The organism is Isoptericola sp. NPDC057559 (assembly GCF_042801555.1).
Classification (GTDB): domain Bacteria; phylum Actinomycetota; class Actinomycetes; order Actinomycetales; family Cellulomonadaceae; genus Isoptericola.
This window is the reverse complement of record NZ_JBHVFQ010000006.1, coordinates 177,109-192,621: the sequence shown is the minus strand read 5'-3', so window position 1 is coordinate 192,621 and position 15,513 is coordinate 177,109. Positions and strand designations below refer to the sequence as shown.

Below are 15,513 nucleotides of genomic sequence, written 5' to 3'. Positions count from 1 at the left end.
GGGCACCGTCCCGGCCGGCGGCACCACCACCGTCACCGGCGACGGCTTCACCCCGGGCGAGGACGTCACCGTCCAGCTCACCGACCCCGACGGCAACCCCGTCGGCGAACCCGTCACGGTCACCGCGGGCGAGGACGGCACCATCACCGCCGAGATCCCCGTACCCGCCGACGCGGAGCCCGGCGACCACACCGTCGTGGCGACCGACCCGTCCGGCGCGCAGGCCGAGGCGCCGCTCGAGGTCACCGCGCCGGCGGAGCCCGCGATCACCACCAGCCCGGGCGTCGTCCCGGTGGGCGGCAGCACGACCGTCGCGGGCGGCGGCTTCGTCCCGGGCGACCAGGTGACGCTCCAGCTCGACGACGCCGCGGGCGACCCCGTGGGCGACCCCGTCGACGTCACCGTGAACCCGGACGGCACCTTCAGCGTGGTGCTGCCGGTCCCGGCCGACGCCACCCCCGGCGACCACACGGTCGTGGCGACGGACTCCTCGGGCGGCACCGCGCAGGCGCCGCTGGAGGTCACCTCGCTGACCTCCCCGGGCGAGCCGTCGATCGGCGTCGACCCCGGCACCGCCGCCCCCGGCGACACGGTGACCGTCACCTGCGACGGCTTCGGCGACGGCCCCGTCCAGGTCCAGCTCGTGGGCCCGGACGGCGAGCCGGTCGGCGACCCGGTCGAATGCGTCCCGGGCGACGACGGATCCGGGACGGTCACGCTCCCCGTCCCCGACGACGCCGAGCCGGGCGACCACACGGTGGTCGGCACCGGTCCCGACGGCACCACCGCGGAGGGGTCGCTCACCGTCACCGAGCCCACGACCGGGCCGGGGACGCGCACGCTGCGCGCCTGGTTCTCGACGGACCAGGTCGCGCCGGGTGAGCTCCAGACCTTCCACGCCTCCGGCTTCGAGCCCGGCGAGAAGGTGCGGGCCGTGATCCGCTCCGAGCCCGTGCAGCTGCCGGTCACCGTCGCCGACGCCCGGGGCGTCGCCACCTGGACGTTCGTCGTCCCGGCGGACTTCGAGCTCGGCACACACACCGGGACGGCGACCAGCGTCTCCGAGGAGGACAGTGCCTCCGCGACCTTCCAGGTGGTGCTCGTCGGCTCCGACATCGGCGGCGGGGACGACGGGACCCTCGATCCCGGGGCCGGCAGCACGCCCGGCGCGGGCACGCCGGGCACGGGCACCCTGCCCCGCACCGGGGCCGGCGACGGGCTCGTCCCGATGCTCGTCCTGGCCCTCACGTTCCTCGCGGCCGGTGCGGGGACGCTGCTCGCCCGCCGGCGCTGGACCACGCCGGGGGCCTGACCGGCCGGGCTCACGACGACGCCCCGCCACCTCGCGAGAGGTGGCGGGGCGTCGTCGTGCGTGCGTCCGGGCTCAGCCCACCCGGTGCAGCCAGCGCACGGGGGCCCCGGCGCCGGCGTAGCGGAACGGCTCGAGCTCGTCGTCCCAGGCCCGGCCCAGCGCCAGGTCGAGCGCCTCGCGCACGCCGCGGCCGTCGTGCGCCGAGTCCAGCGCCGCGCGCACCCGGTCCTCGGGGACGACGACGTTGCCGTGCACGTCCGTCATGGCGTGGAAGATGCCGAGGTCAGGGGTGTGCGACCAGCGGGCGCCGTCGGCGCCGTGGCTCGCCTCCTCCGTCACCTCGTAGCGCAGGTGGTCCCAGCCCCGTAGGGCAGAGGCCAACCGGGCACCCGTTCCCTGGGCGCCCTGCCACGAGTACTCGGCACGGAACAGTCCGCGCCCCGCCGGCTGGGCTGTCCAGTCCAGCGAGACACGTCCCCCGAGCACGTTTGCTGCCGCCCACTCGAGGTGAGGGCAGAGCGCACGGGGTGCCGAGTGCACGAACAGCACACCGCGGGTAATCGCACCAGCCATGTTGTCCTCCCTGGTTCCGAGGTCCGTCTTCCCCTACGTCCTCGAACCGGTCGGCCTGCTGGTCGGCGAGCTCCGACGGTGTGTCGTCTTGACACATCCTGCCCGATGGCGGGCGGCCGTGCGAGAGGAAACGCAGACTTGAGCAGTCCTTGAGGAACTCAGAGCCGTTCGCGCAGCTCCCGCATGGCCTTCTTGCGCGCGCCGCGCTCGAGGCGGTCCAGGTAGAGCATCCCGTCGAGATGGTCGGTCTCGTGCTGGAGGCAGCGGGCCATCAGCCCGGTGCCCTCGACCTCGACCTCGTTCCCGTCCAGGTCCGTGCCGACCACCCGGGCGTACCAGGCACGCGTCGTCGGGTACCAGAGACCCGGCACCGACAGGCAGCCCTCGTCGCCGTCCTGCGTCTCCTCGGACAGCTCGACGATCCGCGGGTTGAGGACGTAGCCGATCTCGTCGTCGACGTTCCAGGAGAACGCCCGCAGGTTCACGCCGATCTGGTTGGCCGCCAGGCCGGCCCGCCCGTCGGCGTCGACGGTCTCGACGAGGTCCTCGACGAGCGACCGGACACGGTCGTCGACGGTCGTGATCTCGTCGCAGGGTGTGCGCAGCACGGGGTCGGGCAGCACCCGGATCTCTCGCATCGCCATGGGCGGCATTCTCCCACGTCGCGAGCGGGTGGCAGCGCCGATTATCACGGTTTGATAACGTGCTCAACGATGCTACGACGGATGACTGAGTCAACCACGCCGCCCGCGCCGAGCACCAGGAGGGTCGCCCCGCCCGTGTCGGGCCGCCCCCGGCTCGCCGCGCTGGACGGCCTACGCTTCCTGGCCGCGATGGCGGTGGTCGCCTACCACTACGTGGCGGTGAACCACTCCGCGTGGGGCGCCCGTACCGAGGACTCGTTCCCCCACCTCCAGCCGATCGCCGTGTTCGGCTCCTTCGGCGTGCAGCTCTTCTTCGTGATCAGCGGCTTCGTCATCCTCATGTCGGCCTGGGGCCGCGACGTGCGGTCCTTCACCGCCTCCCGCGTGGGCCGGCTCTTCCCCGCCTACTGGTTCTCCGTCGCCGCCGTCGTCGCGCTGCTCGTGCTCGTGGCGCCCGGCCGCAAGGCGGTCGGCATCCCGGAGGCGGCGGCCAACCTCACGATGGTGCAACGGGCGTTCGGGGTGCAGGACATCGAGCCGGTGTACTGGACCCTCTGGACCGAGCTGCGGTTCTACGTGCTCATCGGGATCCTGCTGGCCGTCGGCATGACCCACCGTCGCCTCATCGCGTTCGCCGCCGTCTGGCCCGTCCTCGCGGCCGTCGCCGTCCGGTCGGGCAACGAGCTGTGGTCCACGCTGCTCGTCGGCAGCGACGCGCCGCTGTTCGCCGGCGGGATGGTCCTCTACCTGCTCACCAAGGAACGCCGCTCCCTCGTGCTCTGGCTCGTGCTGGGGCTCAACGTGGCCCTCGCGGGCGTCGTGTCGGGCCGCAGCCAGTCCCTCCGCATCGCGAACAGCACGGGCGTCACCATCGGACCGGAGACGTACTGGGTGGCGATCGTGGCCTGCTTCGCCCTCGTCGCCGTCGTGGCGCTGACGCGCATCGACCGGCTCTCGTGGCGGTGGCTCACGGTCGTGGGCGCGATGACCTACCCCCTGTACCTGCTGCACTCCTCGTGGGGCCAGTGGCTCATCGGCGAGACGAGCCCGCACCTCCCGGCGGGCGCCACGTTCGTCCTCGTCACCGGCACGATGCTCCTCGCGGCGTACCTCGTGCACCGGTTCGTGGAGCGACCGTTCGGCCCGCGGCTGCGCCATGCCGTGGCGCGGGACCTCGAGCGCACGAGCCGCGCGTTCGGCCGTGCGCCACGCGAGGCGCGTACCGCTCAGGCGTCCGAGCCGGAGGCCGTGTCGTCCAGGTAGCCCCGCAGGACTTCGCGCAGCACCAGCGCCTGGTTGTGCTCGGTGTCGCGGGCCGAGTAGAGCAGCGTCAGCCGGGCGTCGCCGGCGCCGAGCGCCGCGAGCTCCGCGACCTCCGGGTTGCCGGCGAGCTCCGCCCGGTAACGGCGCTCGAACTCCGCGAACCGGTCCGGCTCGTGGTGGAACCAGTGCCGCAGCTCCGTGGACGGCGCCACCTCCTTGCACCACCGGTCCAGGTGCGCGCGCCCCTTCGACACCCCGCGCGGCCACAGCCGGTCCACGAGCACGCGGGTCCCGTCGTCAGGCTCCGGCGGCTCGTACACACGCTTGACGGCGATGGTCACGCCCCCATGACACCGCGCCCCCCGGCCGAGCGCACCCGCAGCGCCGGCCGGTATGCTCGCGGCGCGCCCCGTTAGCTCAGCTGGTCAGAGCAGGAGACTCATAATCTCTCGGTCGCGGGTTCAAGTCCTGCACGGGGCACCGGACGGTTCTCACCCGGTCGGGTCCGCGACGCGCCGGCCGCCGACCGCTACGCTGCGGGGCCATGCCCCGCGTGCTGCTGATGCTGGCCTTCCTCGCGCTCGTCGTCTACACGTTGGTGGACGTCGTCCAGTCGGACGAGGAGGACGGCGGCGGCATCCAGAAGGGCTTCTGGATCATCATCATCCTGCTGCTGCCGTTCGCCGGGTCGATCGCCTGGCTCCTGGTGAGCCGACGCGCCCGGGCGAACCGGCGACCGGCGCCGCGCACCGGCTACCCGGCCGGTCCCGTGCCGCCCGCGCAGTACCCGGGCCGCCGCCGCACCTGGGAGACCGCCGAGTCGCAGGCCGATCCCGACGACGACCCCGAGATGCGGTGGCTGCTGGAGCAGGCGCGGCTCAAGCACGAGCGCGAGCAGGGCGCGCGGGAGGCGACCCCTCGCCCCGACGACGAGGTGCCGGGCGGCGCGGCCGGCTAGGCCGAGCCGGGCGACCTCGCCGTTCGGGCCGTCACGCGGCCGTCAGGAGGCCCGCCGCCACCACGACGACCGTGAGGGCGAGGAGCGCGACACCGCTCCTCGCCGCTCGACCGGGGAGCGCGAACGCGGCGATCCCGGCCGCGAGCAGACCCGTCGCCACCGCGAGCTCCGGCAGCTCCAGCGCCGGCCCGTCGATGTTCGTGGAGAAGTAGACGCAGCAGGCGAGGAGCGCCCCGACGGGCCCGGCGGCACCCAGCACCCGCCCTCCGGCGCCGCGGCGCCACATCATCCACGTACCGACCAGGCCGGCGACGACGATCGGGACGACGATCAGGCCGGCGATCCCGTCGTGCCCGCCGAACGCGGCGACCAGGTAGAAGAACGCGACGAACGGCATCGCGACGAGCGTCACGAGACCGGTCACGACCAGGCCGACCACGTCGCGCCGCGTCGCACGCGGGTCCGTGGTCGGGGAGGCGGCGGGCGCCGGGGGCGCGAGGTCAGCCACGGGCGGAGCTCCGGACGGGTGCGGCGGTGCGGAACGTGGTCACGGGGCACATCCTGCCGTGCGGCCGCCGCGAGGACGCCCCGCCACCACGGCCGACCTCGGTACGGTGGCGCCATGTGGTTCCGCCGGTCCCCCCTGCCCGACGACGTGCGCCGCGCGCTGCCCCTCGCCCGCGGGGAGCGCGTCCTCGCGTCCGCCGACCTCGCCGACGGCCGCTGGGCGGTCGCGACCACCGCCGACCTCGTCGTCGTCGGGCCGGAGCCGCAGGACGTCGGCACGCGCCGCCCGTGGTGCGATGTCGACCGGGGCGTGTTCGACCCCGAGCGGTCCGAGCTGCAGATCTCCTGGGTGGATGCCGCACCGGACCTCGTGCTGCGCCTCGTCGACCCCGAGCGCACCCCGTTCCCCCAGGCCCTGCGCGAACGCGTGCAGTGGTCGGTGGTGCTCTCCGAGACCGTCGCCGTCCCCGGCGGCGGCGACGTGAAGGTCGCCGTGCGGCGGACGGCGGGCGGCCGGTTCTTCTCCCAGGCGGTCGCCGGGCCGGGGGTCGACCTCGACGACCCCGCCGTCGCCCGAGTGGTGGACGCCACGGAGTCAAGGGTCCGGGGGGCGTCCGGACTACCCGTGTGAGCCTGGTAATGTTCTTCCCGGTTCGAAGGCCACGGCCCGACGACCGAGCGATCCCGCGTAGCTCAGCTGGCAGAGCATCCGACTGTTAATCGGACGGTCGTTGGTTCAAGTCCAACCGCGGGAGCAACTAAGGGCCTCTCACCTGCAGATATGCGGGAGGGAGGCCCTTCGTCGTTCAGCCTTTCGACAGCCATTTACCACGTCAGTTACTACGGGGCTCGGTGCTGACCGTCAGTTCCGCCGCTCCCGTGTCGTAGACCTTGCGACTCTGGTAGGCATCCCTGGTCGTCTTCGTAGACGAGTGACCGAGCTGGTTCGCGATCATCCGGTCAGCCCTGCCATCCGCCACCATGCGCGTCGCGACGGTCTTTCGGAACAGGTGGGAGCCCTGCCCCTTCGGCAGGGTGACACCTGAGGACTCAAAGACAGCTCGAACATGCTTGGCGGTGTTCGACGGGTCCCGCAGCGTGCCCCCACGATGCACGGCACCGCGCTTGTGCGTCTCGTACGTCGCGGTCGGGAAGACGATGCCCAGGTCGTTGGCGGGCATCCGCACGCGACGATCCAGGAGGCGCGCCGTCAGCCACGGGGGCATCTTCAGCCCACGGTCACCCATCTTGGTAGAGCCATGCTCGGAAATGACCAGCCCCTCCCCGGCAACACGGACCACCGTCCGCGCACCTACGGAGACAATGCCCGCCTCCAAGTCCACGTCATTCCAGCGGAGGGCCAGGGCTTCCCCTACCCGAACGCCCGTTCCGGCGAGGAAGTACAGGAGGTCTGCCATGTCCCGGCGCACGTGCTTCGGGTCCGTTTCGGCGGTCGTCAGGACGGCGGAGAGCTCACCGTCCGTAAGGTGCCCTTTGCGCTCAGCCTCTACGGCTCGCACGGCGGCACGGGGAGCACGTACCGGGTCCGCCTCGCGAACCGGGTTGGTCCGCACGGCACCGTTGGACACGGCCAGCGAGAACATGCCTCGCAGCACCGTACGCGCCGTCTTGGCACTCCCCCGCCCCTTGCCCGTCTTGGGGTCCACGAGAGCCTGCAGGAAGCCGTGGACCTTCCCCGCCGTAACCTGACGCACCCGGAGCCGAGAGAGGACGCCGGGGATGACGTGTCGATCGAGCGTGAGCCGATAGAGCTTCACGCTCTCGGACGAGAGCTGCCCCGCCATCGTCACGTGCGACCACCATTTGTCGGCCAGCTCAGCCACCGTCGTCTCCGACGTGACATCCGACGAGGTGGCGGCATCCTGCCAACCCCGCAGCGCATCCCGCAGGGCATCGGATGCCGACGTTGCCGACACTGCCTGTCGCGTGAGTCGGCGCAACTTGCCACCGTCGTTGTAGTAGGCCGATGCGATCCACAGGTCAGGCTTCACGGATCGCCCGTCCCTCGCGAGGTAGCGACCACCGTCGCGCGTCAGCCGCTCAGGATTGCCCGTGGTCCGCATAGCAGGCGTAAGCATGACTTCGCCGTGCTCGCCGGGTTCAAGTTCTCTCGTCACCCTCGCGACCGTACGCCTCTTCGTGGTAACCCGATAGGTGGTTTAAGTCCTGGCCCCACAGTTCACCCGCACCTGTCGTCCAGGCGCGACGCCTCCGGGGGCGAGGTACGCGACAGGGGGCACCACGGCTGCGAGGATGCCGACGTGGGAACTGAGATCCTGACTGGCGTCGGCGTCGCGCTTGTGGTCGCCATAATCGGCATGCTTGGACGTTCGACCTGGAAAAACCGGAAGACAATTCGCGCATTCGCTCGGCGGCGTCGATGGATCTCAGATGTATACGTCTATGTCATAGTCTTCAACGGCGAGAACTACTGGTACTTGAGCGCCAAAGAGCGAGACGCATCAGATATCCTCTGGCGACTCAGAGACACGATCGAATCCAAGGACGTGCCCCCACGCCGTATGGACATGGCTGGCGACGGCCCGGTTGTCGATATCCGGATGTTCACTTCGGAACACCCCTACCTGACTCCGGTTGAGCAAGTCCCGCACATAGTCAAGATATTGCACGGGAAGCGCATCCGCGTAGCACAGATACACCACGAACCATTCGGCCCCGATGACGATGTTGATCTCATTAAATAGACTCGTCCCGGGAACGAATGGCCCGAAACTGCCCAACCTACGGACCGGCACCTGGGCTGTGACCCTTGACAAGGACAAGCATCCACCGCTACGTCTTAGCCGCAGGGGTTCTGCCACCATCAGGATGTTTCGCAATTGGGGAACGGGCACCCGCATCGGCCACCTACTGCGGAATCTGGTCCGCGCCGACGGCTCTCGGGTGCGCAACTTCGAGACCTACAGGTGCAATGACCAGACCGACGCCACGGCTCCGGCGATGAGGCCGACACCGACCAAAGCGATGTCCCAGACAAGATCGCGCCGCTCCTGGCGATACGGAACACGCATGTCCTCGCCCATGTCGTTCCAAGTCAGCCGCGGAGTCCCGCCTTGACGCTCGGCACGAGCATCAAGCTCGGAGAGCTTGCGCTGCACCCGCCAGAGCAGCCGTCCGAAACCGATGATAGGGAGCACTGCCGCTAGCACGTAGAGCACGGTCACAGTCGCCATGCCCCGCACCGTAGCGACCGGGTGCGACAGCGCCCCGGTGGACAATGAAGCCCACCGGGGCAGCGCTACGTCGTCGCCCCGCTTCGCCGCTTCGTCCTGGGGGGGCTAGCTCCGAGCCAGGAGCTGTCGGGCGAGTTCCTGTGCCGTCGGCTCGCCGTTCTCATCGGTCTCCACCTTGCGCAGGGAAGGCAGGCCGATGCGGCGCCGCGCGGCGTCCGTCAGCTCTGGCAGGTCGTCCTTCTCAGCGTCGCTCATCGGCTCCGCAGCCCTTCGTTCTCGAACTCCGCAGCAAGGGCAGCGATCTCCTGTGCGGTCTCCTGGCGAACGGCCGCACGCTTCGCGATCGCTTCCTGGTGGACAGCCTTCGCCTGAGCGATCTCCTCGTCCCGAGCCGTTGCCAGTCGGTCCACTTCGGCCTGGGCAGCCTCGCGGTCCATGACACCTCTACGAACAGCACCGTCAAGCCCGTTGAACTGATAGGCATAATTGGCGCTTGCGTCTGCGACCTTCTGGTGGATCGCCGCGCGGTCATCCTGGTCAAGACGCCAGTGGCTCTGCCCCATATCCCGCAGCTTGGTCCGCTGGTTCTTGAGTCGCGTTCGACGCTCGTGCTCTGCCTTTCCCCAGCCGTACCTCCGCCGGTAGTAGTCGTCCTGTTCCGTTCGCGCGGTCTTCCAATCAATCGGAGCCTCCGCAGCGACCGCAAGTCGCCCAGCCCGCTCAACCGCGAGGGATGCCCTCAGGAGATCATCGGCAGTCACCGATTCGTCTCCGAGGTCGAGTCGCTCTTGCAGCGCATCCCTGGCGCTCTCAGCCTCGACCTGAGCGGCGTAGGAGGCGTCTAGGCGCGACTCGATGTCGCGCCAGTACTCGGGGTGCTCACTTGCAGGAAAGTGCGACTCCCATTCCCGCTCGCCGTCCGTAGGGCTGTAGCCCGTGGTCGTCATGCTCTTCGTGGCGGTCTTCGTCGCCATCGGTGTTCCCTTCTCCGGCGCGCGGTCCGTCCGCACTTGCCGGGGGTGAGTAGTTTCAAGTCGTACTCGGGACCAGCGTTGTAGGTCAGCGGCGGCGGTGGTAGGTAGCTAGCGTCTACACGAACGCGCTTCCGTACTGCCGCCTACGGCGGCCACCTTGACGGGTTCGAGTTCCGCGCTCTCTTGAGGACCTTCTCCCCGTTCAACCTCCGCCGTCGCTCCCTTGGGGTCGCTCCGGCGTCGGCACTCGCCCGCCTCGTGCCAACACTCCCCCTCGTACCCCGCCGCCGACATAGAAGATATAGAGACGAGGGCCGATTTCCGTTGCGCTATCGCGGGCCGGGTTGTCACTCAGTGACTAGCGAGGTTGTCACCGACTGACAACCCGACCGTTGATATCTCGCGGGTCGGGTTGTCACTCACTGACAACCCCGTGCACCGGACACGAGGCGTACGGCGAGCCGATACCGCCCTCTACACCGGTCACCACAAGGCATCGCGGGGTGCTCGACGGGTGAATGAACCCGTACTGAATCGCCGTGCGTACTGCCCGCTTCGTGTTCGACTGATCCGGCACGACGAACTCCCCCGTAGCCTCGTCATAAACAGCGAGAGCTTCGGCAAGGTCACCCACTCCCAAAGGACAGTGCCCGTTAGCGCGATGTCCTCCGTACGCGACAGCAGCGACCCGTAGCCACTTGGGCAGGGAAGGGTTGCCAGCACGGTCCTCCCACGCGTCCTGATAGTGGCGGCTCCACGGGCGCTCTACGCGGCGGCTCACCGGCTCGCCACGTAGAGGCCACTTACCCCAAGTTGGTGTAGCCGGGCCGACGAGATCGGTTCGCCAGACTTGAGCGAGCGCCAACCGGTAGCCGTCTTTGTCCAGACCCTGCCGCCTGCGGTAGCGCTGGACCCCACGGGGGCAGTTTCAAGAGACGCCGGAGTGGCAAGACGCGCGACCGCCCGAATCTTGTTCGCTTCATGCCCGACGTGTGCAACATACTGTTCCCGCTCGGCTCTGCGATTGCTGCCACCGTTGATGCGCAAGTCGCGCTGCCGCTTCCATCGCCCAAACTGGCCTGACTTCCATGCCTCGCTTCGTGACTTCCGGTGGTCCGTAGCGTTCATCCTTGATTCCTCTCTATTCGCTTTCTCAACTTCAGCGCCTCTACGCTCATGCGCGCCCGCTCTTGATGCCGTCGCGCTGCTTCGCTTAGTTCCGGCACTGGCCAGTCATGGCCCAGTCGTGGCCACGCTTCGACCAGTGCGTCTAGCTCTTCGTCCGTAGGCCACTGCCACCTCGTGACATCCCTGTACACCACTGCGGTCCCGTCGTTCGCGGGCATAGCTGCCCAAGGTCTAGATATGCTCGTGAGTTACTACCCGAACAGACATAGAGGTGCGTCCAGAGGTCTACGAGTACCCGCGTAGGGCTGGAGCCTCAGAGGGCATCGAGGGCGGTTCGGGTAGTGGACGGGCCATTAGGCGGCTATGCCCTCTCGCCACCGTGCCATGTCGGCTCGCTTACCCGGCGAGAACCAGACGCCTTCGCAGTCAGGCACGAGCGACGTCCCGTAGTCCGTCACCTCAACGGGCGGCAGGCATAGCGGACCGCCACTAGCATCACGCCGAAAGTGGGCGTCGAAGAGCCGGAGCGACGAAAACGTCTCGTGGCATGCGGTGCAGTGCGACGTGTACTCGCCGCGTTGCGTCCAGGACTTGCCACACCAAGCGTCGCGCACTGCGGCACTCATGACACGGGGTCCACGACGTGCATGGCTTCGTACTGCTCCACCGCATCGATGGGATAGAGCACGCGGTTGCCGATTTTCACGTACCTGATGCCCCGTCCGGCTGAACGCTCGTTGGCGAGATGCCCTCTACCGACGTTCCATCGATGACTCAACTCGTCGGGAGTGAGGAATGGTCGTGCGTGCATACGAATAGCCCTCCTGGCAGGAGCGTGCAGGGTCCAGCCGCGAGCGGGATTGCTCGTCGGTCTTGTCGATCCGCCTGCACGCCGTCCTCTGTCAGAAGGGCTACGGTCGCGCTCGGTATCTAGTTGTAGGTCGTGCAGGGCCGGTTCTAACACAGCCAGAGAGTGCACCGCAAGGGTCCAGCGTGAACTTTCTTGCGACGCCTTGACGCCGCTCTATGCGCCCACAACTCGCCGGAACTCCCCGGTAGGCCCATGTTCGCCAGGCGGGGTGAACTCCGCGTTCGGGACGTCGCGGCACGCCTGCGAGGCGCATTCTGGTGTCAAGGAGTGCCCGGCGCATTTGCGCAAACGAGCCGGATGGAGTGCCGACGAATGGAGCCGTACACGACGCCCAGTCAGGTGCGTCAACGCAAGCGGGAGAACCGTCGAGTCGGCCCGGGGTTCACAGTCGTCCTGTGGGTCATCGGGGTCCTGTTCGCGCTGGCCATCTTGGGTGCCATCGGCAACGCGGTGTCCAACGCCGGTGTTGCTGCACATGACCGAGGCCAAGTGACGAACGCCCTGCTCAGCCGCTGATCTCCGCCGGGCCGCTCCCTGCTCGCGGGACGCTTCAGTCCACCTCGCACGGCTTGTACGTGCTTCCCTCGTCGTCGTACATCAATCCGGTTGAGCGGAAGGTGACGATAGAGGTCCCGTCGGGACAGAGTCCGAACCCTGTACCAGTAAGCCTCGTCAGAACGATGGCACCCGACAAGCTCTGCCCAGGCGCCCCGTCTTGCCCCTGAGGTCCGGGTTCACCCTGGGGGCCACTTGGCCCACGTGGCCCGACTGGTCCCGGTCCCGACTTGGCGTCCGCAACCATGTATCCGACGACGCCACCGGCAATCGGTCCCACCGTCAGCGAACACACAAGCGCGAGAACGGCGAGACGGCGCCCTCCGTTGTCTGTCATGCGCGCACGGTAAGGCGAGACCCCGATTTCGGGACAGGATGAAACTTCGCGGCCTCACTCCTCCGCGAGCAGTGCCTCATTCAAGGAGCGCTCGGCCTCCACGTACTGCGATGGAGACATCGCCAAGAACTCGTCGTCGGTGAGGGTCAACTCTTCGGCAAGTCGAGCAACGGAGACGAACCAGTAGGCAACGCCTCCCGAAGGTACGTCTTCAGGTGCGACGTCGCCTTGTGCCGCGTATCCCTCAGAGTTCATGTGCTCCGCCGCCTCCCGCCACTCCAGGAGAGACACGGACCCCGTATGCCTGTGCAGGACCGCCAGTCCTGTAGGTGCGTGGACCCACGCACGGAACTTGCTCACGTCGCCTAGGTCGATCCTCTGGACATCTCCGTCCATCGTCCTGCCCTCTCTGTCGATCCCGCGGTGTCGGGGACGCCTACCCCTCTAGAGCGCGTAGAGCGCCATCCGTGACGCTGCCGCGAGTTACCACATGAGTTACCACGTGGGCAGGTTCAGGCGCTCACTTACCACGTCATGGCATCTCATGTGGTCAAGCTCCAATAGGCGCAGACCCGCAGAATCGTGCCGATACTTGATCAACTTGGTTCAGGTCGACACAGCCTCGCAGTTAATCGGACGGTCGTTGGTTCAAGTCCAACCGCGGGAGCCGAGACGAGGCCCTGGACCCCTGTGGGGGTGCGGGGCCTCTTGTCGTCTCCGGTCGCGGTGCGCCCCGGCGAAGCGAACCAGGCCCGCGGCCGGCGTCGCCGGGCGTGCGAGGAACGAGCTCCTGTGCCATCGTCGGCGGGCGAGCGATGCGGAGTTATTTCCGAATAGTCGGTTTACGCACGAGCGACGGGAGACGCGCGGCGCTCCTGAACCACCGGGCGCTCGAGACCAGGGCGCCCACCGTCCGAAGGCCCGGCATCACCGGCCGCGGACATCGGCACCACCGAGGAGAGACAGCATGGGTATCGGAGACAAGGCCAAGCACACCGCCGAAGAGGTCGCCGGCAAGGTCAAGGAAGGCGCCGGCAAGGCCACGGACGACGAGCGGCTCGAGGCCGAGGGCAAGAAGGACCAGACGGCCGCCAACCTGAAGAAGGCCGGCGACGACGTCAAGGACGCCTTCGACAAGTAGTCCCCGACGACGGCGAAGGGCGGGGTCGACGACCCCGCCCTTCGTGCGTCCTCGCCGGGCCGCCTCGCTCGACGACACACGGCTCTGTCAGGGGAGCTCGTCGCCCCCGCGCGGGTAGGACGGCTGCGCGCCGGAGCCGCGGACGGCGAACGCGCCGACGCGGGCGGCGAGCCGGGCGGCGTCGACCAGACCGGTCCCCCGCGCGAGCTCGCCCGCGAGGGCGCCGACGAACGCGTCGCCGGCACCCGTCGTGTCGACCGCGGCGACACGCGGCGACGGGACGGCGACCACGCCGTCGACGCCGTGCCCGGCGACCAGCGCGCCCTGCGCGCCGCGCGTGAGCACGACGGAGGGGACGCCGAGGCGCCGCAGCGCGGCGACGACGTCCTCGTCGGAGAGCTCGGCGCCCGTCGGGCCGCCGTGCTCGAGCAGGCCGAGGGCGGCGTGCGCCTCGTGCTCGTTGACCACCAGCGGGTCGGCCCCGCGCAGCACGGCCGGGTCGACGTCGATCACGGGCGCCAGGTTGACCACCACGCGCCCGCCGGCCAGCCGGGCCGCCTCCTCGATCCCGTCGCGCGGGATCTCGCCCTGCAGCACCACCACGGCGGCCGTGTCGAGCAGGTCGGCGTGCCGCCGCACCTGCGCGGCGCCCACCGCGGCGTTCGCGCCGGGGACCACCACGATGGCGTTCTCGCCGTCGGCCGCGACGGTCACGACGGCGACCCCCGTGCCGCCCGGCACCACGTCGAGCCGCGAGAGGTCCACCCCGGCGTCGCGCAGGCCGGAGGTGGCGGCCTGCGCGAACTCGTCCTCGCCGACCGCCCCGACGAACGCGACCCGCGCCCCCAGCAGGGCGGCGGCCACCGCCTGGTTGGCCCCCTTGCCGCCGGGGAGCACCTGGAGGTCGCGGCCCAGCACCGTCTCCCCCGGCGCCGGGTGCACGGTGGTGCGGGCCAGCAGGTCGGCGTTGGTGGACCCCACGACGACGACGGTCGCGGGCTCGGCGGGGCTGGTGGTCATGGTCTCTCCGGTTCGTGGGGCGGGCGGCGGGGCGGCGGTCAGAGGCCGCGCAGGCGCTCGACCAGGTGGGGCGCCAGCGGCGAGTCCGTGGCGAGGACGACGCGGGTTCGGGCGCCGGGCACGTCGGGGTGCCCGGCGTACAGGCCGCGCAGGTCGCACAGCGTCTGGCCCCGCCCGGGGCCGTCGGTGGCGTCGACCACGACCGGCACGCGCGGCGCGACGGTGGCCCGGACGCCCCCGACCGCGATGGCCGTGGCCAGCGGGTCGTGCAGCGCCGAGCAGCGGCGGCCGAACGTGGGCACGTGGAACCCGAAGTACAGGTCCAGCACCTCGCCGAGCCAGGGCGCCAGCGCGGTGCCCGCCTCCAGGAGCGTCTTGCGGTCGGTCTCCTCGAGCAGGTTGGCCATGGTGACGTCGAGCGGCACGAGGGTGACGTCCCAGTCGGCGGCGAGCACCTCGGCGGCGGCCTCGGGGTCGTTCGCGATGTTGGCCTCGGCGACCGGCGACACGTTGCCCGGGTGGAGGGCGGCGCCGCCCATGACGGTCACGTCGAGCACGCGCTCGACGAGGGTCGGGTCCTCCCGGAGCGCGAGCGCGAGGTTGGTCAGCGGCCCGACGGCGACGACCCGCAGCCGGCCGGCGTGCTCGTGCGACAGCCGGAGCAGGAGCTCGACGGCCGACTCCGCCGCGGGCGTGCGGCCCGACGGCGGGAGCGTCACGTCGCCCACGCCGTTGGCGCCGTGGATGTGGGCGACCCCGCCGTCGTAGGAGCCGACCAGCGGGTCGTGCGCCCCCACGGCGACGGGCACGTCGTCGCGGCCCGCGAGCGCCAGCAGGTCGAGGGTGTTGACGGCGCCCTGCGGGGCGTCGATGTTGCCGTGGACGCTGCCGACCCCGACCAGGTCGATCTCGGGCGACGCGAGCAGGTAGGCGAGGGCGAGCGAGTCGTCGACGCCGGTGTCGCAGTCGAGGTAGAGGGGGGCGGCGGACGGGGCGTGCTGGGTCACGGATGATC

At 69.8% G+C, this 15,513-nt stretch carries 17 protein-coding genes and 2 tRNA genes; 8 read left to right on the top strand and 11 right to left on the bottom strand.

The window, feature by feature from the left end; translation table 11 throughout:
* Positions 1–1,312, top strand: a 1,312-nt coding sequence (locus ACFU5J_RS09025; protein ID WP_430578507.1) for a hypothetical protein, incomplete at its 5' end; no start/stop codon positions are given.
* Between the two features lie 72 nt (positions 1,313–1,384).
* On the opposite strand, the gene ACFU5J_RS09020 is transcribed toward ACFU5J_RS09025, so the two are convergent.
* Both ACFU5J_RS09020 and def read right to left on the bottom strand, forming a co-directional pair.
* Positions 1,385–1,885, bottom strand: coding sequence for a DUF3145 domain-containing protein (locus ACFU5J_RS09020; protein ID WP_430576081.1), 501 nt, complete (start codon positions 1,883–1,885; stop codon positions 1,385–1,387).
* 158 nt (positions 1,886–2,043) lie between these two features.
* Entirely contained in the window at positions 2,044–2,529 is a 486-nt protein-coding gene (gene def, locus ACFU5J_RS09015) for a peptide deformylase (RefSeq protein ID WP_430576082.1), read from the bottom strand.
* Between the two features lie 81 nt (positions 2,530–2,610).
* On the opposite strand from def, the gene ACFU5J_RS09010 reads away from it, so the two are divergent.
* Positions 2,611–3,792: an acyltransferase family protein gene (locus tag ACFU5J_RS09010; RefSeq protein WP_430578506.1), complete on the top strand. Its 1,182-nt coding sequence runs from the start codon at positions 2,611–2,613 to the stop codon at positions 3,790–3,792.
* Here ACFU5J_RS09010 and ACFU5J_RS09005 read toward each other — a convergent pair.
* The gene (locus tag ACFU5J_RS09005; protein WP_430578505.1) at positions 3,756–4,133 is read right to left on the bottom strand and encodes a DUF488 domain-containing protein; all 378 of its coding nucleotides are present in this window, start codon (positions 4,131–4,133) and stop codon (positions 3,756–3,758) included. The genes ACFU5J_RS09010 and ACFU5J_RS09005 overlap by 37 nt on opposite strands.
* 65 nt (positions 4,134–4,198) lie before the next feature.
* Between ACFU5J_RS09005 and ACFU5J_RS09000 the strand changes: the two genes are divergently transcribed.
* Both ACFU5J_RS09000 and ACFU5J_RS08995 read left to right on the top strand, forming a co-directional pair.
* Positions 4,199–4,272: transfer RNA gene (locus ACFU5J_RS09000), tRNA-Ile, on the top strand.
* Positions 4,273–4,336: 64 nt separating this feature from the next.
* Positions 4,337–4,750: a PLD nuclease N-terminal domain-containing protein gene (locus ACFU5J_RS08995; RefSeq protein WP_430578504.1), complete on the top strand. Its 414-nt coding sequence runs from the start codon at positions 4,337–4,339 to the stop codon at positions 4,748–4,750.
* A 31-nt stretch (positions 4,751–4,781) separates the two neighbouring features.
* Here the strand turns inward: ACFU5J_RS08995 and ACFU5J_RS08990 are convergent, their stop codons facing one another.
* Entirely contained in the window at positions 4,782–5,258 is a 477-nt protein-coding gene (locus ACFU5J_RS08990) for a hypothetical protein (protein ID WP_430578503.1), read from the bottom strand.
* A 114-nt stretch (positions 5,259–5,372) separates the two neighbouring features.
* Between ACFU5J_RS08990 and ACFU5J_RS08985 the strand changes: the two genes are divergently transcribed.
* Positions 5,373–5,888: a hypothetical protein gene (locus ACFU5J_RS08985; RefSeq protein WP_430578502.1), complete on the top strand. Its 516-nt coding sequence runs from the start codon at positions 5,373–5,375 to the stop codon at positions 5,886–5,888.
* Positions 5,889–5,939: 51 nt separating this feature from the next.
* Positions 5,940–6,012: transfer RNA gene (locus ACFU5J_RS08980), tRNA-Asn, on the top strand.
* 78 nt (positions 6,013–6,090) lie between these two features.
* On the opposite strand, the gene ACFU5J_RS08975 is transcribed toward ACFU5J_RS08980, so the two are convergent.
* Positions 6,091–7,395, bottom strand: a complete 1,305-nt coding sequence (locus ACFU5J_RS08975; RefSeq protein ID WP_430578501.1) for a tyrosine-type recombinase/integrase — start codon at positions 7,393–7,395, stop codon at positions 6,091–6,093.
* Positions 7,396–7,539: 144 nt separating this feature from the next.
* Between ACFU5J_RS08975 and ACFU5J_RS08970 the strand changes: the two genes are divergently transcribed.
* A complete protein-coding gene (locus ACFU5J_RS08970; RefSeq protein WP_430578500.1) occupies positions 7,540–7,983 on the top strand; it encodes a hypothetical protein in 444 nt (147 codons plus the stop codon).
* A gap of 216 nt (positions 7,984–8,199) precedes the next feature.
* Here ACFU5J_RS08970 and ACFU5J_RS08965 read toward each other — a convergent pair whose 3' ends face one another.
* The 4 genes from ACFU5J_RS08965 to ACFU5J_RS08950 form a co-directional block, all read right to left on the bottom strand.
* Entirely contained in the window at positions 8,200–8,472 is a 273-nt protein-coding gene (locus ACFU5J_RS08965; RefSeq protein WP_430578499.1) for a hypothetical protein, read from the bottom strand.
* A gap of 105 nt (positions 8,473–8,577) precedes the next feature.
* Positions 8,578–8,727, bottom strand: a complete 150-nt coding sequence (locus tag ACFU5J_RS08960; protein ID WP_430578498.1) for a hypothetical protein — start codon at positions 8,725–8,727, stop codon at positions 8,578–8,580.
* Complete coding sequence (locus ACFU5J_RS08955) at positions 8,724–9,446, bottom strand: hypothetical protein (RefSeq protein WP_430578497.1); 723 nt, start codon at positions 9,444–9,446, stop codon at positions 8,724–8,726. The genes ACFU5J_RS08960 and ACFU5J_RS08955 overlap by 4 nt, the downstream gene beginning before the upstream one ends.
* 2,945 nt (positions 9,447–12,391) lie before the next feature.
* Positions 12,392–12,733 carry a hypothetical protein gene (locus ACFU5J_RS08950; RefSeq protein ID WP_430578496.1) on the bottom strand — a complete coding sequence of 114 codons (342 nt, stop codon included), beginning with the start codon at positions 12,731–12,733 and terminating at the stop codon, positions 12,392–12,394.
* 571 nt (positions 12,734–13,304) lie between these two features.
* Between ACFU5J_RS08950 and ACFU5J_RS08945 the strand changes: the two genes are divergently transcribed.
* Entirely contained in the window at positions 13,305–13,478 is a 174-nt protein-coding gene (locus ACFU5J_RS08945; RefSeq protein ID WP_430576088.1) for a CsbD family protein, read from the top strand.
* 87 nt (positions 13,479–13,565) lie between these two features.
* Here ACFU5J_RS08945 and ACFU5J_RS08940 read toward each other — a convergent pair whose 3' ends face one another.
* Positions 13,566–14,498 (bottom strand): ribokinase, encoded by a 933-nt coding sequence (locus tag ACFU5J_RS08940; RefSeq protein WP_430578495.1) that lies wholly within the window; start codon positions 14,496–14,498, stop codon positions 13,566–13,568.
* 38 nt (positions 14,499–14,536) lie between these two features.
* Positions 14,537–15,505 carry a nucleoside hydrolase gene (locus tag ACFU5J_RS08935; RefSeq protein ID WP_430578494.1) on the bottom strand — a complete coding sequence of 323 codons (969 nt, stop codon included), beginning with the start codon at positions 15,503–15,505 and terminating at the stop codon, positions 14,537–14,539.
* Positions 15,506–15,513: the final 8 nt, after the last annotated feature.